The 20458-nt window shown below is 65.5% G+C and carries 22 protein-coding genes; 16 read left to right on the top strand and 6 right to left on the bottom strand.

All coding sequences use genetic code 11. The annotated features are described in order from the left end of the window. The first annotated feature begins 30 nt into the window (after window positions 1-30). On the top strand, window positions 31-747 hold the full coding sequence (locus HGI46_RS13995; RefSeq protein ID WP_168904708.1) for a DUF3108 domain-containing protein: 717 nt from the start codon (window positions 31-33) through the stop codon (window positions 745-747). Here HGI46_RS13995 and HGI46_RS13990 read toward each other — a convergent pair. From HGI46_RS13990 to HGI46_RS13970, 5 genes are read right to left on the bottom strand one after another with little or no spacing between them, the layout of a single operon-like run. Continuing rightward, window positions 744-1757: an NAD(P)-dependent alcohol dehydrogenase gene (locus HGI46_RS13990; protein WP_168904707.1), complete on the bottom strand. Its 1014-nt coding sequence runs from the start codon at window positions 1755-1757 to the stop codon at window positions 744-746. The two genes, HGI46_RS13995 and HGI46_RS13990, sit on opposite strands and share 4 nt — an antisense overlap. Continuing rightward, window positions 1754-3190: an aldehyde dehydrogenase family protein gene (locus tag HGI46_RS13985; protein ID WP_168904706.1), complete on the bottom strand. Its 1437-nt coding sequence runs from the start codon at window positions 3188-3190 to the stop codon at window positions 1754-1756. The genes HGI46_RS13990 and HGI46_RS13985 overlap by 4 nt, the downstream gene beginning before the upstream one ends. Next, on the bottom strand, window positions 3187-4110 hold the full coding sequence (locus HGI46_RS13980) for a polysaccharide deacetylase family protein (protein ID WP_168904705.1): 924 nt from the start codon (window positions 4108-4110) through the stop codon (window positions 3187-3189). Before HGI46_RS13980 ends, HGI46_RS13985 begins: the two co-directional genes overlap by 4 nt. After that, window positions 4107-5000, bottom strand: a complete 894-nt coding sequence (locus HGI46_RS13975; protein ID WP_168904704.1) for a polysaccharide deacetylase family protein — start codon at window positions 4998-5000, stop codon at window positions 4107-4109. Before HGI46_RS13975 ends, HGI46_RS13980 begins: the two co-directional genes overlap by 4 nt. Further along, the gene (locus HGI46_RS13970; RefSeq protein WP_168904703.1) at window positions 5000-5680 is read right to left on the bottom strand and encodes an isochorismatase family protein; all 681 of its coding nucleotides are present in this window, start codon (window positions 5678-5680) and stop codon (window positions 5000-5002) included. Before HGI46_RS13970 ends, HGI46_RS13975 begins: the two co-directional genes overlap by 1 nt. A gap of 81 nt (window positions 5681-5761) precedes the next feature. On the opposite strand from HGI46_RS13970, the gene HGI46_RS13965 reads away from it, so the two are divergent. The 10 genes from HGI46_RS13965 (at window position 5762) to HGI46_RS13920 (ending at window position 15397) form a co-directional block, all read left to right on the top strand. Next, window positions 5762-7153: an alpha/beta fold hydrolase gene (locus tag HGI46_RS13965; RefSeq protein WP_168904702.1), complete on the top strand. Its 1392-nt coding sequence runs from the start codon at window positions 5762-5764 to the stop codon at window positions 7151-7153. Between the two features lie 29 nt (window positions 7154-7182). Next, a complete protein-coding gene (locus HGI46_RS13960; RefSeq protein WP_168904701.1) occupies window positions 7183-7695 on the top strand; it encodes a DUF3598 domain-containing protein in 513 nt (170 codons plus the stop codon). 4 nt (window positions 7696-7699) lie between these two features. Continuing rightward, complete coding sequence (locus HGI46_RS13955) at window positions 7700-9067, top strand: 3-isopropylmalate dehydratase large subunit (protein WP_240946766.1); 1368 nt, start codon at window positions 7700-7702, stop codon at window positions 9065-9067. Then, window positions 9067-9684, top strand: coding sequence for a 3-isopropylmalate dehydratase small subunit (leuD, locus tag HGI46_RS13950; RefSeq protein WP_168904700.1), 618 nt, complete (start codon window positions 9067-9069; stop codon window positions 9682-9684). The genes HGI46_RS13955 and leuD overlap by 1 nt, the downstream gene beginning before the upstream one ends. Next, window positions 9681-10613: a hydroxymethylglutaryl-CoA lyase gene (locus tag HGI46_RS13945; RefSeq protein WP_168904699.1), complete on the top strand. Its 933-nt coding sequence runs from the start codon at window positions 9681-9683 to the stop codon at window positions 10611-10613. The genes leuD and HGI46_RS13945 overlap by 4 nt, the downstream gene beginning before the upstream one ends. Continuing rightward, complete coding sequence (locus tag HGI46_RS13940; RefSeq protein WP_168904698.1) at window positions 10610-11797, top strand: CaiB/BaiF CoA-transferase family protein; 1188 nt, start codon at window positions 10610-10612, stop codon at window positions 11795-11797. Before HGI46_RS13945 ends, HGI46_RS13940 begins: the two co-directional genes overlap by 4 nt. 72 nt (window positions 11798-11869) lie before the next feature. Continuing rightward, a complete protein-coding gene (locus HGI46_RS13935; RefSeq protein WP_206065729.1) occupies window positions 11870-12748 on the top strand; it encodes a DUF1838 family protein in 879 nt (292 codons plus the stop codon). Between the two features lie 84 nt (window positions 12749-12832). Next, window positions 12833-13492 carry a hypothetical protein gene (locus HGI46_RS13930; protein ID WP_168904697.1) on the top strand — a complete coding sequence of 220 codons (660 nt, stop codon included), beginning with the start codon at window positions 12833-12835 and terminating at the stop codon, window positions 13490-13492. Continuing rightward, window positions 13489-15099 carry an FAD-binding oxidoreductase gene (locus HGI46_RS13925; protein WP_168904696.1) on the top strand — a complete coding sequence of 537 codons (1611 nt, stop codon included), beginning with the start codon at window positions 13489-13491 and terminating at the stop codon, window positions 15097-15099. The genes HGI46_RS13930 and HGI46_RS13925 overlap by 4 nt, the downstream gene beginning before the upstream one ends. Continuing rightward, on the top strand, window positions 15092-15397 hold the full coding sequence (locus HGI46_RS13920) for a YciI family protein (RefSeq protein ID WP_168904695.1): 306 nt from the start codon (window positions 15092-15094) through the stop codon (window positions 15395-15397). The genes HGI46_RS13925 and HGI46_RS13920 overlap by 8 nt, the downstream gene beginning before the upstream one ends. 7 nt (window positions 15398-15404) lie before the next feature. Here the strand turns inward: HGI46_RS13920 and HGI46_RS13915 are convergent, their stop codons facing one another. Further along, complete coding sequence (locus HGI46_RS13915) at window positions 15405-16280, bottom strand: LysR family transcriptional regulator (RefSeq protein WP_168904694.1); 876 nt, start codon at window positions 16278-16280, stop codon at window positions 15405-15407. 110 nt (window positions 16281-16390) lie between these two features. Here HGI46_RS13915 and HGI46_RS13910 point away from each other — a divergent pair, with 110 nt between their 5' ends. The 5 genes from HGI46_RS13910 to HGI46_RS13890 all read left to right on the top strand — a co-directional run bounded on the left by HGI46_RS13910 (window position 16391) and on the right by HGI46_RS13890 (window position 20438). Next, complete coding sequence (locus HGI46_RS13910) at window positions 16391-17911, top strand: FAD-binding protein (protein ID WP_168904693.1); 1521 nt, start codon at window positions 16391-16393, stop codon at window positions 17909-17911. 1 nt (window position 17912) lies between these two features. Further along, window positions 17913-18122, top strand: a complete 210-nt coding sequence (locus HGI46_RS13905) for a hypothetical protein (RefSeq protein ID WP_168904692.1) — start codon at window positions 17913-17915, stop codon at window positions 18120-18122. Window positions 18123-18155: 33 nt separating this feature from the next. Then, window positions 18156-18845: a hypothetical protein gene (locus tag HGI46_RS13900; RefSeq protein WP_168904691.1), complete on the top strand. Its 690-nt coding sequence runs from the start codon at window positions 18156-18158 to the stop codon at window positions 18843-18845. Between the two features lie 97 nt (window positions 18846-18942). Next, window positions 18943-20100 (top strand): nitrilase-related carbon-nitrogen hydrolase, encoded by a 1158-nt coding sequence (locus HGI46_RS13895; RefSeq protein WP_168904690.1) that lies wholly within the window; start codon window positions 18943-18945, stop codon window positions 20098-20100. A gap of 35 nt (window positions 20101-20135) precedes the next feature. After that, window positions 20136-20438, top strand: coding sequence for a DUF1330 domain-containing protein (locus HGI46_RS13890; RefSeq protein WP_168904689.1), 303 nt, complete (start codon window positions 20136-20138; stop codon window positions 20436-20438). Window positions 20439-20458 lie beyond the last annotated feature (20 nt).

Genomic DNA, 20458 nt, shown 5'->3' with positions numbered 1-20458 from the left:
TACCGGTCGCAACACAAAGGAACCAGGTTGATGAAGCATCGTCTGATTGAAGGGCGTCTCGCCTACACCTCTACCAAGCCCGGCAAGGAAGGGCAGTCGCGGGGGTTTGAAACGTTCATGTTCACCCGACACTCCGATGGCAAGGTCACGTTGCGCGCGCACTGCGAGATCGACGAGCCCGAACCCACCGTGATGCGCGACATCATCTATTCGATCGATGAACATGGCCAGCCGATGGACCTGCATGTCCGCCTGACGGTCGGTGACGCTTTCATGGGCAGTGGCTGGCTGCGCTTCGATGGCGAAACGATCGAATGCGAAAGCTATGGCCCGTCGATCGGGCGCCTTTCGCAGCAAGTGAAGGCGCAGCTGCCGGTTGACGGCTTCGGCACCCATCCGATCGTGGCAGACGGCTATCTCCTGTCCACCAAGAAGTGGGACAAGGAAGGCCAGCGCCAGACCTTCAACGTCTACCTGCCGTCGCCTGACCATCGCGGCGCCACCCCGCCGCAGATCGCGCACGTGCGCATCGACGCGGTGTTCGTCGGTCGCGAGGAAGTGACCGTGGCGGCCGGCACCTTCGCCGCGCGCCACTTCCAGTTCATCGACGATGGCACCAGCGGCCTTGCCGGCGAACACCCGCCCTACGATCTGTGGATCACCGACGATGAAGACGGTATCTTCCTCAAGGGCGGGGTCGGCGGCTACATGATGACCTGGTACGAACTGGTCGAACTGAAGCGCTAAACCGTTACCACGACCTTGCCCATGTGCCCGCCTCGATCGAGGTGGGCACATGCCTGGTCCGCCTCGGCGAAGGGGAAGGTGCGGTCGACCAGTGGCGTGATGCCATTGGCGGCCACGACATCCACCAGATCAGCCAGCATGGCGCGGCTTCCCGATGTGATGCCTTTAAGCGTCAGGTTCTTGCCGATCATGCCGAACATGTTGGGCGCATGGCCCGGCGCGCCGGACAGCCCGCCGATCAGCGCGATGCGGCCATTGGCTGCGGCCACGGCCAGCGTCTGCTCGATTTCGCCCAGCCCGATGGTGTCGATCACGATGTCCGCGCCCCGGCCGCCGGTCTGTTCCAGCAGGGCCGCGGCCCAATCCGGACGGGTGCGGTAATTCACCGTGAAGTCCGCGCCCAGTGCGCGGCAGCGATCCAGCTTGTCATCGCTTGACGATGTGATCGCCACTTGTGCGCCAAGCGCCTTGGCAATGTGCAGCGCCATGATGGCAACGCCGCCGGTGCCGGGGGCCAGCACCAGATCGCCGGGCTTTACCCCGCCAAATTCGACCAGTCCGTGCCATGCGGTCGTGCCGGCGGCGGCCAGCGTCACTGCAACCTCGTCGGTCACGGCTGCGGGCAGGGCGATCAGCGATGCGGTCGGCAGGCAGATGTATTCGGCCAGCCAGCCATCGCGGCTGATGCCAACGTCCTGCGCGAAGATCGCGGGCGTGAACGGACCGTCGATCCAGCCGGCAAAGTGGGGTGCGATCACCCGCTGTCCGGGGGCAAGGCCGTGATTTTCGCCCTCGATGGCAACGATCGTGCCGACCCCGTCTGACAGCAGGATGCGGTCTTCCGGCTTGCGCGGGCCATAGGTTCCGCGCAGCGCTTGCAGATCGCGGTTGTTGAGCGCGGCGGCATGGACGCGCACCAGCGTTTCCCCGGCCTTGGGCTGCGGCGTCGGCAGGTCTGCGAGGCGTAGCGATTCCAGCCCCGCCTGATCGCCAAAGGTCCAGGCCTTCATGCTCCGTTTCCTTCCCCGTAGGCTGCCAGCGGCAAGGGCGTGCCGCGCTGGCGAATGATGGCTTGGCGCCGGAAAAAGCGCAGCAGGCCGCTGTCGCCCATGCGGCTTGGCCCCATTCCGGACAGGCCGAAGCTGGATTTTTCGGTTTCCCAGACGATTGCGGTCAGCGACCCGTCGTTAAGCGATACCCCGCCGACGTCGAGGCGCCGGCCAACCGCTTCGGCTTCATCCAGCGACCCGGCATAGACCGCGCCCGAAAGGCCGAATTCGCTGTCGTTCGCCTGCGCGACCGCTTCGTCCACCGTGTCGAAGATCACCACGGGCAGGACCGGGCCGAAGCTCTCTTCGCGCATCACGGCCATGTCGGGCGTGACATCGACGATTACCGTGGGGCGCAGGTACTTGCCGCCACCCAGCGTTTCCACCGTGCCGCCCGCCAGCACGCGCGCGCCCGCCGCGACCGCCTGATCGATGTGGCCCTGCACGATTTCTGCCTGCCGTGCGAAAATGAACGGTCCGATATCGCCCCGGTTGATGTCGGGGAAATTGAGCTGGACCTTGGCCGCTTCCTCTACCAGCGCTTCGATGAAGGGGGCAGCGATGGCGCGGGCCACGTAGATCCGTTCGATCGACTGGCACGCCTGGCCGGTGTTGACCACCGACGCGCGCAGCGCGGTGCGGGCGGCCGCCTGCGGATCGGCGCTGGCCAGCACGATGAAGGGATCCTTGCCGCCAAGTTCAAGACTGGCCGGAATGAAGGCGCGCGCCGCCGCTTCGCCGACCTTGCGCCCGGTCGGGACCGATCCGGTGAAGGCCACGTAATCGACCAGCGGCACCAGCGCCTGCCCGGTCGCGCCGTCGCCTTCGACCAGCGCCAGCACGTCTTGCAGTTCGGGAACTTCGCCCAGTGCGTCCATCAGCGGCCGGATGAAGCGCGGCGTGACTTCAGAAGGCTTTACCAGCACGGCGCAGCCCGCCATCAGCGCCGGGATCGCGTCGATCAGCGCAAGGATCAGCGGGAAGTTCCACGGCGATATCACGCCCACCAGCGAATAGGGCACCAGCCGCAGATCGGTGTCGATCGTGGGGTGGCTGGTCTGGAATCCGGTCACGGCGCTGCGCGCGATGATGGCCGGGGCGCTGCCGGCCCAGCGGGCCAGCAGGTGCGGGATGGTATCGGCTTCGGTGCGCGAAATGCCGGCGCGGCCGGTATCCGCCGTCAGCGCGGCCACAAGCGGTTCGCGGTGCTGCCGGATGGCCTGCGCGAAGCGGCCCAGAATTTCGCCGCGTTCTTCGGCCGTGCGGGCGGCCCACACAGGCTGCGCGGCGCGCATCCGTGCCGCCAGATCGGCAAGCTGCTCTGCCGAAAGCGGGGTTATCGTATAGTCGGCGGCACCCGTGCGCGGGTTAACCACATCCAGTTGCGCGGTCATTGTTGTGCTTTCCATGCGTCGAGAATCTCTGCCCCGGTGGCGAAGCCTGCGCCGGCAAGCCCGGCGAGGCGTTCGACCAGCTGTTCGAACGCGTCGATGCGATAGGGCAGGCCCATGATGTAGGGGGTCAGGTGCAGCGGCATCATCCGGCCACCGCCGGTCGCAGCTTCGGCCAGCAGCCACGCAGCCGCGTCTTCCATCTGCTGTGCGTAACTGTCGACCGACTGCTGCTGGACGTTGATGATCTGCCGGTCCGACAGTTCGTGGTTGAGCGGGATATTGACGATCGCGCCAGCCGGCGTGCTGAAAGTAACCGGCAGTTCGTCGTTCACCCAGTCGCACATGTATTCCACGCCCGCTTCGACCAGCAGTTGCGGCGTGTTGAAGCTTTGCGATCGCGCGATCGAATGCCAGCCGCGCGGGCGCGTACCGGTGGCGCGTTCCAGCGTGTCCAGCGCTTCGCCGATCAGCGCGGCTTCCGCGTCGCGCGGCAGGCCGCTGGCGATGGTGCCGTTCATGTCGGTCGAATGGGCGATGATCTCGTGCCCGCCGGCCAGAATATCCTCGACCAGTTCGGGATAGCGCGCCGCGATTGCCGCGTTGCAGGCCACCGAAACCCGCGCGCCGACCTTCTCGAACGCGTCGAGCAGGCGATAGATGCCGATGCGGGTGCCATATTCGCGCGCGGTGTAGTGGCGATAGTCGGGATAGGCGGTCTGCATGTGGCCCGGCGCGCGAAACGGCGTGTCGCTTGGCACCATCGGGAAATATTCAAGGCTGATGACCGGCCAGATCTGCAACGCCCGCGCGCCCGGCCACTGCACCGGCGGGCGCTGCGGCAAGGCGGAATAGGGATAAAGGTCATGGTCCATGCCCCGGCGGCGCATGGGATATTCAAGATATGCAGGATCCAGCGTCATGCTGCGCCTCCGGTCTGCTCGCGGTAGCTGTCGACGATTTCGCCGGCGCGGGCGATCCACGCCCGGCCATCGGCGGCGATGTGCCGCAGCACTTCCTCGAACGGGCCGATGCGGTGGGGCTGGCCGATCAGGTAGCTGTGGAGCGGAATGCACATGACCGTGCCCGACTTTTCGCCTTCTGCGGCCAGCCGCTCGTACTGGCGGATCAGCGCGTCGGCATAGTCGCGCGGGCTCATGTTGTAGACGAAGAAGCCGTAGTGATCGTTGACTTCAAGGCTGTAGGGGATGGCCGTCAGCCGCCCCGATGCCACGCGAATGTCGGTCGGCTGATCGTCGTGATACAGGTCGCAGGTGTAATCCAGCCCGTATTCGGCGATCAGGTCCAGCGTGCGCGGCGTGTGGGTCAGGGCAGGGGCCAGCCAGCCCCGGATGCGCTGCCCGGTGGCGCGCTGCACGGTGGCGATGCTGTCCTCGATGATGGCGCGTTCCTGCGCTTCGTCCATGCCGTAGGAATAGCGGGTGTTGTAGATGCCGTGGCTGAAGAATTCCCAGCCGCGTTTTGCCGCATCGTCCACCACTTCGGGAATGTGATCGCACAGCGCGACAGACAGGCTGACCGATCCGGGAAAGCCGTGCTTGCTCATCACGTCAGCCATGCGCCAGTGCGATACGCGGTTGGCGTGATCGCGGTGGCTGTATCCCACCACGTCCGGGTGGGGCTTGGTCCAGCTCTTGCGATGGGGGTTGGCGGGGGGATCAAGCTCGTAGAACTCAAGATTGGGCGCCACCCACACGGCACAGGTCTTGCCGCCCGGCCATTCGAGTTTCGGCCGCCCGCGCCAGCGCGAATAGTCGTAGAGCTTCGGATCGGATGCCATGGCGTCGGTCATCAGCGCGCCTCCAGCCAGTCGATCACGGCCTGCACCGGTTCGACATCGGCGTATTTCAGTTGAAGATCGGTCAGGTTGGCGAAGTGATAGCTTTCGTGCTTGTCCGCCGTCGTCTCGATCGGAACGATGGTGCGATAGCCGTGGCTCAGCGCATCGACGGCGGTTGCCCGCACACAGCCCGATGTGCTGCCGCCTGTTACCACCACGGTATCGACCTTGTGCCAGACCAGATAGCTTGCCAGCGGTGTTTCGAAAAACGCGCTGGGCATGCGCTTGGTATATTGCAGGTCGTCCGGGGCGGGCTGGGCGCGCGGGTCAAGCAGGTGGCGCTCCGAATCGTACTTGATGTTCTGGAGCGAATCCTCGGTATCGGTGCGCGTGCCCCAGACCCCCGCATCGCCCGCATCCGCCTTGTAGGCCACCCGGCTCCAGATCACCGGCATGCCCTTGGCCCGCGCCAGCTCGGAAATGCGGTTGATCCAGGCGATCTGGTCGGGATCGGTTTCATAGGCGGTGCGGAACATGTCGGTGCGGGTATAGGCCTGCTGGACGTCCACGTTCACGATGGCGAGCTTTTCCCCGAAGCCGAATTTCCGGCGGGCCGGGTTGCTCATAACCTCTTCGAAAATCTCGCGCGCAGAGCGGTTATCACGGATCATTCGGGTGCCGACAAGCGACATTGGCAGTGCTCCTAAACTCTTGCTTGCATCCATTCTGGCCGCGCGGTAACGGGATGTCGAGCAAAAATGTCCGGACAAATTATGACCCATCCGATCACACGCCATTTCATTGACATCGCCTCGGAATCGGGAACCCGCCGGGTTCATTACCGCAAGTGCGGCAATGGCGGGCCGACCATCCTGATGGTGCACCAAAGCCCGCGCTCATCGGGTGAGTACGAGCCGCTGATGCAGCAGTGGGCGCAGCATTTCACCTGCATCGCGCCCGATACTCCCGGCTTCGGACAATCCGATCGGTTGCACCGCGAAAACCCCGATATCAACGACTACGCCGACGCTATCGTCGAATTCGTCGATGCGATGGGGCTGGCGGGCACGGTGGCCTATGGGTTCCATTCGGGCGGCATCATCCTTGTCACCGCGCTGCGCCGCCATCCCGATCGCTTCCGCGCGCTGGCGATTGGCGGCTATGCGATCTGGACGCCGGAAGAAGTATCGCTGTTCGGCCGCAACTACCTGCCGCATTTCCTGCCGTCCGGTTATGGTGAACACCTGACCTGGCTGTGGAACCGCATGCTGGAACAGACCTGGTTCTTCCCGTGGTTCGATACCCGCAACCAGACCCGCATGTCGGTTGCCCATGCCGATCCGCAGCGCGTCCACGGCGCGGTGATGGACATGCTGGCTGCCGGCAATGCCTATCGCGACGGGTATGGCGCGGTGATCAATGCGCCGCGCGATATCCCCTCGGGCGATGCACCTGTGCCGGCCTGCCTGATTACCGCCTATAATGGCGATCCGTTGCAGGCGCATATCGGCCGTCTCGGCGAAATTCCGGCCAACTGGGAAGCCCGCAAGGTGGTGACCCCGGCCGATCATCAGGCGGCCAGTGCGGAATTCCTGCTGGCGCAGGGCGGGGTTTCGGTGGAACGCCTGCCGGAAACGGACAAGGCGGGCTTCCTTCCCATTCGTACCGCGCATTTCGACGGACTGATCCACTGGACCGGCGCGCGCGGTTCCGCGCGGCTGGTGGTGCATGGGCCGGCCCGGTCCAGCGCGCAGGCCGATCATGCCGGCGCCGTTGCGATCGACTTGCCGGGCCATGGCCTTTCGGATGGCTGGATCGGCGCTGCGCCGACCGACTGGGCGGCATGGCAGGGCGTGATCGACGCCGCCGCGGCGGCGCTCGGTGCGGACGACATCGTTTACGAGGCGCTGCCCGCCGGCGATCCGGACCTGCTCTATCCCGATCTCACGCCCGATCGCCATGGTTCCTATCTGACCCGCGCGTGGAGCATCGTGCGCGCCGAACGCTTCTTCGCGCCGTGGTACGAAGCGTCAGCCGCCAATGCGATCCCCTTTGAAGAGGGCGCCATCACGCCCGAAGCGCTGGCCCGCGCGCATCTCGATCGCCTGCGCGGCGTGGCGGCCCATTCATGCCACGTGGCCCGCCGGGCTGCTGGCGTCGCCTGAAATCACATCAACCAAGGAGTTTCCGGTAAATGGTAAGTTCGGCAGACATTCGTACCGCCATGCCGCTGCTGGCCCGGCACGAAGGCGTGTGGGATGGCGTCTACAGCTACTTCAACGATCGCAACGAAAAGGTCGATGAACACGCCAGCCGGCTGATCTGCCGCTTTCCGGATGGGGGCGAATTTCCCTATCACCAGACCAACCATTACACCTGGGCAGATGGCCGTAAGGAATCGCGCGATTTTCCGGCGCTTTACCGCGATGGCCGCGTGTGGTGGGACAATGACCTGATCAAGGGCTGGGCCGCCGAAGTGCCGCTCGATGAATACAATCGCACCGTGATGCTTTATTGGCAGCGCACCGGCGATCCTTCGCTCTACCTCTACGAACAGATCCAGATTTCGGACGATGGCCTCAACCGCTGCCGCACCTGGCACTGGATCCGCAACGGCAAGCTGGAAACCCGCACCGCGATCAACGAGGTTTTCGTGACCCGCGACTGGCGCGCCATCGACGCAGAGATGGAGGCCGCCGCTGTCTGACGCGTTGACCCTGTTCGACCGGATCTGGCGGTCCCACGTCATTGCGGCGCTGCCCGGCGGGGCAGACCTGGTGGCGATCGACCGGATCTTCCTGCACGAACGGACCGGGGCGGCCGCGCTGAACGCGCTGGCCGCTGCCGGGCGCAGTGTTGCCGATCCGGCGCGGGTGTTCGCGGTGACCGACCATATCGTCGACACCCGCCCGGGTCGGACCGACCAGACGCTGATGCCCGGTGGGCAGGCCTTCATCACCGAAACCCGCGCCGCAACCCGCGCGGCGGGGATCACGCTGTTCGATGTGAACGATCCCGATCAGGGCATCGTCCACGTGATTTCGCCGGAACTGGGCATCGTGCTTCCCGGCGCCACGCTGATCGCGCCCGACAGCCATACCTGCACGCAGGGCGCGTTCGGCGCGCTGGCGTGGGGCATCGGTTCGTCCGAGGCGGAACACGCGATGGCCACCGGCACCCTGCGCCTCAAGAAGCCGCGCACCATGCGCGTCACGTTCACCGGCCGCCTGCCGGAAGGCGTCACGCCCAAGGACATGGCGCTGGCCCTGATCGCGCGGCACGGCGCGGGCGGCGGCGCTGGCCATGCGGTTGAATTCGCGGGCGATGCGGTGCGCGCGCTCGACATGGAAGGGCGCATGACCCTGTGCAACATGGCGACCGAATTTGCCGCGATGACCGGCATGATCGCGCCCGATGACAAGACTTTCGCGTGGCTGGAAGGGCGCCGTTATGCGCCGCAAGGCGGCGATTGGGATGCCGCGCTGGCCCACTGGCGCACGCTTGCCAGCGATCCGGACGCGGTGTTCGACCGGGAAATCGTGATTGATGCGGCAACGCTGGCCCCGATGATAAGCTGGGGAACCAGCCCGGAACACGCGGTAGCAATCGATGGCCATGTGCCGGCCGATGCCGAAGCGCGCGTGCTGTCCTATATCGATCTTGCCGCTGGCGCGCCGGTTGCCGGAACGCCCATCGACGCCGCCTTCATCGGCAGCTGCACCAACAGCCGCCTGTCCGACTTGCGGCAGGCCGCGGCCATCCTCAAGGGCAAGCGGGTGGCTGATGGCATCAAGGCCATCTGCGTTCCCGGCTCTTCCCGCGTCAAGCGCGAGGCAGAGGCCGAAGGACTGGACCGTATCTTCACCGATGCCGGGTTCGAATGGCGCGAAAGCGGCTGTTCGATGTGCTTCTTTGCCGGTGGCGAAAGTTTCGGCCCCGGCGCGCGCGTGGCGTCCACCACCAATCGCAACTTCGAAAGCCGTCAGGGGCCAAACGTGAAGACCCACATCGCCAGCCCGGCCACGGTTGCCGCCAGTGCGCTGGCCGGCCGCATCGCCGATCCGCGGGGGGCGTGCTGATGGCCCAGCCATTCCACGAACTGCAATCGCTGCCGCTGCCCTTGCTGCGCGACAACGTCGATACCGACCAGATCATCCCGTCGCGCGAAATGAAAAGCACCGGCAAGACCGGGCTGGCCGATGGCCTGTTCGCGGGCTGGCGCTATCTTGGCGCATCGGGGCGTGATCCCGATCCGGCGTTCGTGCTCAACGATCCGCGCTACCGCGACAGTCACGTCATTCTGGCGGGGCGCAACTTCGGCTGCGGATCGAGCCGCGAACACGCCGTCTGGGCGCTGGCCGAATATGGCTTCGGCGCGATCATCGCGGAGAGTTTCGCGCCGATCTTCGCCGGTAACTGCGTGCGCAACGGCATTGTCCCGATCGTGCTGGACAAGGCCGCCATCGCCCACATCGCCGCTGGCGAAGCGCCGGTCACCATCCGGCTGGACGAGCAGGACGTCACCGCCGCCGATGGGCAGCGCTGGACCTTCGCCATTGATGGCGAGGCCAAGGCCATGCTGCGCGAAGGGCTGGATGCCATCGACCTTACCCTGCTGCAATCGTCCGAGATTGCGGACTGGCAGGCGCGCGACCGTGCGGCGCGCCCATGGATCTATCTGGAGAACCGGGCATGACCACCCATATCCGCATCAGCGAAGTCGGTCCGCGAGATGGCCTGCAAAGCATCTCGCGCGTCATGTCGACCGATGCCAAGAAGGCGTGGATCGCGGCAGAAGCGGCCGCCGGCGTAACCGAAATCGAAGTGGGCAGCTTCGTGCCGCCCAGCCTTTTGCCGCAAATGGCCGATACCGCGGAAATCGTCGCCTTCGCCAAGACGTTGCCGGGTCTTGACGTGGCCGTGCTGGTGCCGAACCTCAAGGGCGCGGAACGGGCGATCAAGGCTGGCGCGCACAAGATGTCGATCCCGTTTTCGATGTCGGAAAGCCACAGCATCCGCAACGTGCGCAAGGATCACGCCGCCATGGTCGAACAGATCGCGGCAATCGCGGCGATGGTGGCGGCCCTGCCGGAAGGTCAGCGCCCGCACTTCGAAGTCGGCTTGTCCACCGCCTTCGGATGCACCATCGAAGGCCCGATCCCCGACGATCAGATCGTGCGCCTTGCCGAACAGGCGATCGCGGCGGGCGCTGCCGAAGTCTGCCTGTCCGACACCACCGGCTATGCCAATCCGGCGCAAGTCCGCCGCCTTGTCCGCGCGGTCAAGGCGGCCGTGGGCGCGGACCGGCTGAACACCCTGCACCTTCACAACACGCGCGGGCTTGGCCTCGCCAACGTGGTGGCGGGGCTGGAAGAAGGGATCACCACCTTCGATTCATCCATGGGCGGGCTGGGCGGATGCCCGTTCGCGCCGGGCGCTTCGGGCAATATCGTGACCGAAGACCTTGTTTTCATGCTTGAGGCCATGGGCCTTCACACCGGCATCGACATCGCCCGCCTTGGCGATGTCCGCCAGATTATCGCAGACGCGCTGCCCGGCGAGCCGCTTTACGGCTTCGTTCCGGATGCTGGCGTGCCGCTTGGTTTTGAAAGGGTCGCCGCATGATCGACGATGCACAGGTTCCCATGCCGCTCAAGGGCGTCCGGGTTGTCGAATTCACTCACATGGTCATGGGCCCCGCCGCCGGCGCGATGCTGGCGTCACTCGGCGCCGATGTCGTCAGGATCGAACCTGTCGGCGGTGACAGCACGCGCCGCCTGCTGGGATCGGGCGCGGGCTATTTCCCGATGTACAACCGGCACAAGGCCTCTGTCTGCCTTGACCTCAAGAGCGAAGACGGCCTTGCCGTGGCTCGCGATCTTGCGGCCAACGCCGATGTGCTGATCGAAAACTTCCGCCCCGGCGCGCTCGACCGGCTGGGGCTGGGCTATGAAGCCCTGTCGGCAATCAATCCGGGCCTGATCTATTGCTCGGAAAAGGGCTTTCTGCCCGGCCCTTACGAAAACCGCACCGCGCTGGACGAAGTGGCGCAGATGATGGGCGGGCTGGCCTATATGACCGGGCCTCCGGGACGCCCGCTGCGCGCCGGCGCCAGCGTGATCGACGTGACGGGTGGCATGTTCGGCGTGGTGGCGATCCTTGCCGCGCTGAACGAGCGTCATTCCACCGGGCGCGGACAGATGGTGCAAAGCGCGCTGTTCGAAACCACGGTCTACCTGATCGGCCAGCACATGGCGCAAAAGGCAGTGACCGGTCGCGCCGCCGATCCGATGCCGGCGCGCATTTCGGCATGGGCGATCTATGACGTTTTCGAAACGCGCGACGATCCGATCTTCATCGGCGTGGTGACTGACGCCTTGTGGGAAAAGTTCTGCAAGCTGTTCGGCCTTGACGATCTGTGGGCCGATGAAAGCATCCGGGCCAACAACGCGCGGGTGCAGGCGCGCGATCGCATCCTGCCGCGCATCCGCGAACTGATCGCCGGGTTCACCCGCGCCGAACTGATCGACCGGCTTGAGGGCAGCGGCCTGCCGTTCGCCCCGATCGCCCGCCCGCAGGACATGTTCGACGATCCGCACCTCAACGCCAGCGGCGGGCTTGAACCGGTGACCTTGGCCGATGGCACGCAAACCGCGCTGCCGGCGCTGCCGATCATGATGGGCGGCCGCCGCCCCGGCACGCCCAGCACCCTGCCGGAACCGGGGGCGGATACGCGCGGGATTCTGGCCGGCCTTGGCTATTCCGAAGACCGCATCGAAGCGCTGTTCGCCGGAGGGGCGGTCGGCTGAAGACGGGGTAACAGTCGCACTTCGCGCCGAGATCGGCAGACCGGCCGGACGCGAGGCAACGGGAGAATGGAAATGACGAACAGACTTGCGCGAACCGTAATGGCCAAGGCCCTTGCCTCGGTGGCGATCCTTTCCCTGTCGGCGCCTGCGCTGGCAGGGACGGGAACCGCAGCGGCTCCTGCCGCGCCGGCCACTGTCAACGCGCGGGATGCCGCGCCGCCGGAATTGCGCCTGTGGGTGGATGCGCGGGCTGGCACCGGCCAGCCGGTTCACTGGGTGGCCGAAGGCGGCGTCTATGAATACCCGTCGGGCCGCAAGCTGTTCGGCATGATCGGCTTTGACAGCAGCCGGGTGTTCTGGCCGGCAAAGGCGGGCGATCCGGTGATCCACCTGACCCGCAAGACGTTCACCTATACCGATCCGGTCACGGGAGAGGTGCTGCGCGAATACAACGGCAAGCCGGTATCGCCGATCGCCTATCCGTACCAGATGATCACCTACCGGCTCGAAAACGGCGAGATCATGGCCGATGTGGAGCAGGGGACCGGCAAGGCCGTCCAGATGATCAAGGCCCGCGATGGCGTCCGCTATCGGCAGCTTGGTCGTGACACAGTGGCCTTCACCGCGTCGATCTTCCTCGATTTTCCGCTGCCTTCGGGTGCGCGTTACGACGCGTGGGAAAACTACGACTTCTTCATTCATCGCACCGGCACGGTGGACGAACCCCACCAGATGAGCTGGCAGCGTTTCGGCGCGCTGCCGGCATGGGCCGGTGGGGGCAAGGCGATCTATCACCTCGTGTCATGGCGGGTCGAAAGCGAAGCCGAGTTTCCGGCGCGCACTCTTGAGTGGGCCAGGACCAGCATGCCGATGTGGCTGAAGCCCCCGGCCGATGTCGCCGAAGTGCGCCGCTTGCAACAGGATGCAGCCGGGGAGGGCTGGGCGAAGTAATGCGTCCCGCGCGCCCCGCGCGGAACGAAGGCATCAAACAATAACGCCGCACAACAGGCGTGGGTCAGCAAAGAGAACAATCAGATGGCACTCTGGATACTCGTCTTTCATATCGCCGTTCTGGGATACTGGCTGGGGTCGGAACTGGTCATCAATTCGACCTACCGCTATGTCAGCTACAGCCGGAACATGCCGTTCGATGAACGCCAGCGGCTGATGGATCACGTCATGGTGGTGGACCAGCACGTGCGGTACGCGCTGGTCCTGCAGGCCATGCTGGGCACCATGCTGGCGGCCTCTTACGGGCTGGTGCCCGGCGGGGATACGACCGTGAAGGTTGCAGGCGTTCTCGGCGTGATCTGGCTTGGCTTTGTCGAGGCGGTTCACCGGCTGCACAAGACGTCTGCCGGGCGCGTGCTTGCCGCGATCGACCGCGGGTCGCGCTATGTGCTGATGGTGGTGCTGGCCGCGCTGGCATTCGGCCTGGTCGGCGCGGAATGGGGCATGCCGCTGTGGCTGCGTCTCAAGCTGGGGCTGTTCGCCGGCGTCATGGCCTGCGGCGTGGGCATCCGCTTTGCCCTGATCGCGCATTTCCGTACCTGGGCGATCATGGCGCGTGATGGCGTGACGACCGAACGCAACGAGGTGATCGAGCGCACTTATGTTCGCGCCACCTCGGTTCTGGTCCTGCTGTGGGTGTTCATCGCCGCCATCGTCGTGGTCAGCGTGGTGAAGCCGGTATGAGCCGCGAGGCGCTGTTCGCAGCGCTGCGCCAGATTTGCGGTAGCGATGCGCTGGCGCTGGATGCCGCGGCGCTCGAACAGGCCCGCCACGATGTTCACGAAAGCGGGGGCGCGCCGATCGCGGTGCTTTCCCCGCCCGATTCCGCCGCCCTTGGCCGGGCGGTGGCGGCGATCACCGGGCATGGCGTGGCCGTTGTTCCGCGTGGTGGCGGGCTGAGCTACACCGGCGGCTATGTCCTGCCTCAAGGTGGGGCGGTCCTGATCGACCTGTCGCGGATGAACCGCGTGGTGGCGATCGACGCGGACAGCATGACCGTGACGGTAGAGGCCGGCGCGACGTGGAAGACGATCGATCAGGCGCTGGCCCAACGGGGCTTGCGCCTGCCGTTTTTCGGCACCTTTTCCGGCGCCGGCGCGACCGTGGGCGGCGGCCTTTCGCATGGCGCGCTGTTCTTCGGGTCAGCGCGCCATGGTTCTGCCGCGGACATCGTGCTGTCGATGGATGTCGTGCTGGCCGATGGCCGGGTGATGCGCACCGGGCAGGGCGCGCTGAAGGCGGCCCGTCATCCCGTGTTCCGCGGGCTGGGGCCTGACCTGACCGGCCTGTTCCTGCACGATGGCGGCGCGTTCGGGATCAAGTCGCGCGCGACCTTGCGGGTCATCCAGCGCCCGCGCCATACGGGCCATGCCAGCTTCGCCTTTGCCGCCCTTGACGATGCGGTGCGCGCGCTGTGCGCCATCCAGCGCAAGGGTCTGGTCGAGGACGCCTATATCATGGACCCGGGCGCGACCGACCACCTCGATATCGATCCGGCCACCGCGCTTCGTTCGGCCCGTTCGGTCGCGCGCAGTGCCGGTGGGCCGCTGGCCGCCCTGCGCGCGCTTTTCGTCATGGGGCGGGGCGGGCTGGGGCCGATCCCGAAGGGGCACTTTTCGCTGCATCTGGTTGCGGCCGGCAATACCGCCGGGACGGTCAGCCACGATCTGGCCTGCTGCCAGGCGATTGCCACAGGGCATGGCGGACGCGAAGTTGCGCCGACCATTCCCATGGTGGCGCGGGCCGATCCCTTTCCGGGCCTTAACGGCGTGCTTGGCCCCGGCGGCGGACGCTGGGCCGCGCTCAACGCCAAGGTCGCGCTGGGGGAGGCAACTGGCCTTGTCGCCGCGTTCGAGGCGATGATCGCCGGCATGGCCGACGAGATGGCCGAAGCGGGCGTGCGCGTGACCCGGCTGGCCTCGGCGCTGGCATCGCCCAGTTTCAGCTTCGAAGCCGTGTTCCACTGGCGCGACGCGTGGCTGCCGCTGCACCGGACCGCGCCCGATGCGGCGTATCGCGCCACGTTGCAGGAACCCGCGCCCGATCCGGCCGCCTTCGCGCTGGTCAACCGGTTGCGGGCGATGACCGTGGCGCTGTTCCGGGATCTGGGCGCGGCTTCCAACCAGATCGGGCGGACTTATCCTTTCCTGACCGCACTGCGCGAAGAGCCGGCCGAACTGCTGCTGGCGATCAAGTCCGCGCTGGACCCGCGCAACCTGATGAACCCCGGCGTGCTGGAATTCCCGCACGAACCCCATTCAACCACTGAACAGGATGACAAGGATGACTGAACTTTACGCGATCGTCTGCACCGACAAGGCCGATACCAAGCCGACCCGCATGGCCGGCCTGAAGGAACACCTTGCCCATCTGGACGAAGTGTTCGACCGCGTGTCGCTGGCCTGCCCGCTGCTCAACGAAGACGGCAGCTTCAAGGGATCGCTGGTGGTTGTCAGCGCCGCCGACAAGGCCGATGCCGAGGCCTTCATCGCCGACGATCCCTATTACAAGGCCGGCATCTGGGAAACGGTCGAAATCAGCCGCATCGGCGTGAAGGCGGGCAGCTGGGTCGGCGGCAAGCCCTGGTAAGCGGCGCTCAGGCGTTACTGCCCAGTTCGCGCAGCAGCGCTCGCATCAGATCGTCGATCAGCGAGCGCTTGCGGCGCATCAGGTAGATCGGCGTGGTCCATGCCCCGCCGCCCAGATCGCGCCATTGCAGGCCGGGCATATCCTCGCACAGCGACTGGGGAAGGATCGCCACGTAAGGCGAACACCCCAGCGCGTGCAGGGTGAACAGCACCGACGTGGTCATGATGCCGGGTTGCGGCGGGGCCAGCCCGGCGCTGGCGAAGGTTTCGCCGACCTGGTCATCCAGCAGCGCGGTGTTGCGCCCCAGAATCCAGCGCGCCTTGGCAAGATCGCCGATGTTCGCCGCGCGCGACAGCAGCGGGTTGTCCTTGCAGCCGGCAACACCCCATTTTTCCACCGCCAGCTGTTCCAGCAGCACGCTGTCGCTCTGTTCGGCGGTTTGCGATGATATCGCCACGTCGATTTCGCCCCGGTGCAGCGCGGCAACGAAGTCCTTGTCGATCCCGCTTTCAACGTCGATCCGTACGCGCGGATAGTGTTCGGCAAAGCGGATCACCCGGTTGCCCAGCCGGCTGGCCGCCGCGATCGGGCTGAGCCCCACCACCAGCCGTCCGCGCTGCAAGCCCAGTTCGGCACTTGCCGCATGGCGCAGGCGGCCGGCGTCGGCCACCACTTGCCGGGCATGTTCGGCAATCGCTTCGCCCAGCCGCGACGGGGCCATGCCACGCGCGCTGCGTTCGAACAGCTTGCCTCCCAGTTCCGCTTCGAGGCGCGACAGGCTTTTCGACAGGGCTTGCTGCGTCAATCCCGCGCGGCTTGCCGCAACGGTAAGGCTGCCCGCATCGACCACAGCGAGAAAATGCGCGAGCTGGCGAAGTTCCATGCCGTGTTAACAACCATAGGTTGTGGGAAAAGACAACCTTTTGTTGGCTTGTCCGGACATGGCGACCGTAGCCTCCGTTCCTGAAGTATGCCTTTTCGGGAGTGAAGACCATGGCCAGCCTCAACAGCGTCACCACCTGGGACGAAGTCGTAGACGTATTGATCTGCGGTTTCGGGTGTGCCGGCGCATCCGCCGCGATCGAGGCTCGGGATACCGACGCCAATGCCCGCATCCTGATCGTCGAAAAGGCGCCGCAGGAGTTTGCCGGCGGCAATTGCCGCGTGTCTGGCCAGTCGCTCCTGATTTCCAAGAACAAGGAAGCGCTCAAGGATTACCAGCGCAAGATGAGCGAAGCCAATCCTGTCTCGGAAGAGCTGCTGGACGATTGGGCCGAGCGCATGGTCAACCTTGAACCGTGGATCCAGCAGATCGCCGCTGGCGCGGGCCAGGAATTCCTGCGCGGCACCGGTTTTTCCGAACGCGATGCCGTGCTTGAATTCCCCGAACTGGGCGCGCGCGACGCGGTGGCCTATACCTCCACCATCCTGCCGATCCCGTCGGGCGTGTGGATGGCGCTCAAGGCCAATGTTGAAAAGCGCGACGTGCCGGTGTGGTTCGACACCCGTCTGGTCGACCTGATCCAGGATCCCGACACGCTGGAAGTGTTCGGCGCATGGGTGGAACAGAACGGCGTGCGCAAGGCCATCCGGGCAGAGCGCGGCGTGATCGTGGCGGTCGGCGGCTATGAATCCTCGCCGCAGATGCAGCGCGACTATTACGGCCTGTCCAACGTCGTGCCGCTGGGCACGCCCTACAACACCGGCGATGGCCTGCGTGTCATGCAGAAGGCCGGGGCCGACATGTGGCACCTGCGCAACCAGGGCCAGTCGGGCGGCGTGTGGCCGGGCATCCGCCTGCCGCACCAGCAGACCAGCTACCTGCGCAACTTCATGCTGCCGGCGTTCAGCTGGTTCGACATCGATAGCCAGGGGCGGCGTTTCTACAACGAAGCCAACGAACTTCAGTTGACCCACTACAAGGAAAAGAAGAACGGCCGCTTTGTCGACGTGCCGCTCAACACCGCGCACCCGGTGCACATGATCTTCGATGAATCCACCCGTCTTGCCGGCAAGCTGGTGCTTGAAGTCATGACCTGGAGCGCAGTCGTGATCGCCGAGGAATGGAGCGAGGACAACAGCAAGGAAATTGCCAACGGCCTGATCCACAAGGCCGATACGATCGCCGAACTGGCTGCCAAGATCGGTATCGACGCAGCAGTCCTTGAAGAAGAAGTCGCCCGCTACAACGCCAGCTGCGCCGCCGGTAACGACGAAGTCCACGGCCGTAATCCGGAAACGCTGCTGCCGGTGGCCAATGGCCCGTTCTATGCGCTGCCGATCACGCCGGCGATCGTCTGCACCGGTGGCGGCGCCCGCCGCAACATGGACGGGCAGGTGTTCGGCCATGACGACCAGCCGATCCCGCGCCTTTACGAAGCCGGCGAACTGGGGTCGTTCATCTCGGACCTCTACCAGAACGGCTCCTACCTGACCGAAGCCATGATTACCGGCCGCGGCGCTGCGCGCACCGTCCTTGCGCTGGCTCCGTCCAGCCTGCCGGGTCAGGCCTGAGATGCTGGTCAAGACACCCGCGATCAAGCTGGGCGTCGAAGTGCGTGACAGCCGGGTGGAGGAGGGTCGCCTCGTCCTCTCCGGCGTCGCCAACGCGATGCCTTGCACGGTCGAGATCGGCGACAAGGAGCTTGTCCGGATTGCCGGCAGGCTCCTCAAGCCGGCGGTGATCGGCCTCTTTTTCAAGGGGCTGTTCCGCAAGGACGACTGACCGCCCGCAAACGGCAGAACGGGGGAGAAGGGCATGGAATTTCTGGCATTGCACGAACTGGCGATCCTGCGGTTCCTGCACATTCTGGCGATGGTTTACTGGCTTGGCGGCGAGTGGGCTGTTTACCAGACCTCGAACAAGGTGGTTGATCCGTCGCTGACCGTTCCGGAACGGATGCGGCATCTTGATACGGTCTTCCGCATCGACGTGGTGTCGCGCATCGGCATCGTGTCGTTGCTGCCGCTGGGGCTGCACATGGGGCACTTGTGGGGCGTGCAGCCCTACGGCGGCAATTTCCTGGTCGCCGTGTGGCTGATCTGGGCGGGCTGGGTCGCGGTGACGATCCAGGCGTTCCGCAGCAAGATGGGCCGCTATCGCGGGGTTGCCAGCCGGCTTGAGGACTGGTCGCGTTACATCGCCATTCCGCTGGTCATCGGCGTCGGCGCAAGTTCGCTGATGGGCCTTGGCCCGTTCGAGGCGGGCGAGGGGCAGCAGTGGTATTCTGCCAAGCTGATCGTGTTCGGCGCGACCCTGATTATCGGGCTGGTGCTGCGCTATTACCTGCACGAATGGCCATCGCTGTTCCAGCGGTTGGCCAAGGGCCCGGATGACGCCGCCGAGGCCCGCATCGCCACCCTGATCCGCAAGGCCCGCAAGACCGCGATAGTCTATTGGATCACCATCGGGCTGGCGGGCTTCATCGGAGCGCTCAAGCCATTTTGATCACCCACCTTCCCCGTGCCGGCAGCGTCCGCACGGGGACTTTTTTTGGTGGACGCAAATCACGAATGATGCGGCGGCGGGGAAGCTGGCGCGTTTCATGAAAAGGGAGAACGACGACATGGGCATTTCCAGGCGGGGCATCATGAAGGGCGCGGCTTTTTCCGCCCTTGCATCGGGGGCTACCTTCACCTCTGCCCGCGCTTCGGCCGCCGCGCCGGGGCCGGACGTGTCGATGCAGTCGGACGGCGGCTATGCAACCGTGCCGCTGGCCAAGGACGCGATCACGCTGGGCGTCGTGCAGTCGCGCGTGGTGCCGGTCGATCTCGCCAACCTCAAGCAGTCGCGCATGGCCAACGTGCAGCACATGGCCGACCTGATCGACCGCGCGAACGGCCTGGTCGAGCATGACCTGCTGTTCTTTCACGAGTTCCCGGTAACCGGCTATTACCACGGCTGGAACATTGACGATGCCCGCAAGGTGGCGATCGAACTGCCCGGACCGGAAACCGAGATCCTTGCCCGCAAGGCGCGCGAATACGGCTGCTGGCTGGTGTTCGGATCCTACGTGCGCGATCCGGCATGGCCGAAGTCGCTGCTGTCGATCACCACGATCATGAACGATCGCGGCGAGATCGTGGATCGCCACTGGAAGGCCCGCAACCTCAAGGGCTTTTTCGGCGGGCGCAAGGAGCTGTTCACGACGACGATCTACGATGTGCTGGATCGCTACGTGGAAATGTATGGCCCGGACGCGGTCATCCCCGTCACGCGCACGCCGATCGGCAACATCTCCACCAGCTCCACCCAGAAGGAACCGGAACTGTTCCGCGCCATGGCGATGAAGGGGGCGGAGCTGATCCTGCGCACCGCGACCGGCGGTTTCACCCCGCTCGATATGCAGGCGACCTCGCTTTACAATGGCGTTTACACGGCCGTTGCCAATAACGCCGCCTCGCCAGAGAACGACCGCTATTTTGCCGATACGGGCGGTGGCGGCAGCGTCATCTATGGTCCGGACGGCGCGGAAGTGGCCAGCGCCAAGCTGGCTTTCGAAACGCTGGTCAGCCACCGCGTGCCGATTGCCGCCTTCCGCGCCCGCCATCGCCAGCCGGTGGTGCACAGCGAACTGTTCATGCCGGTCTATGAACGTTACCGGTCGCAATACGGGCCGAACCTGTTCGACGCCTATCAGCCGACCGACGCGCTCGACGCCGGGCGTTATCTTCAGGACAAGGCGCGTTGGCCGAAACGCTGACCGCCGGGTAACAACGCATAGCAGGGAAACAGCCGATGCCAGCCTATCTGATCGTGACGGCCCACGTCGATGACCGCGACGCCTTCATGCGGGGCTATGCCCCCGCCGCGGGCGCGCTGGTAGAGCGTATGGGCGGCAAATACCTGCTGCGCGCACCCGGCGCGATCGCGCTGGAAGGGCGCACCGATGATGGCGCGTCCATTGTCGTGTCGGAATGGGAAGACATGGCCGCCTTGCGGGCGTTCTGGGACAGCGAGGAATATGCCCGCATCCGCGCCTTGCGCGAAGGCATCGCCCGCTGCGAAGTCATGGCCGTGGAAACTCCGCCCGCGTCGTAAGCGGGCGGAGCGTTCCGGCG

It is taken from the genome of Novosphingobium sp. ERW19 (genome assembly GCF_012641315.1).
Taxonomy (GTDB): Bacteria; Pseudomonadota; Alphaproteobacteria; order Sphingomonadales; family Sphingomonadaceae; genus Novosphingobium.
Note: the sequence above shows the minus strand (reverse complement) of the source record. Positions and strands in the feature narration are given on the sequence as shown.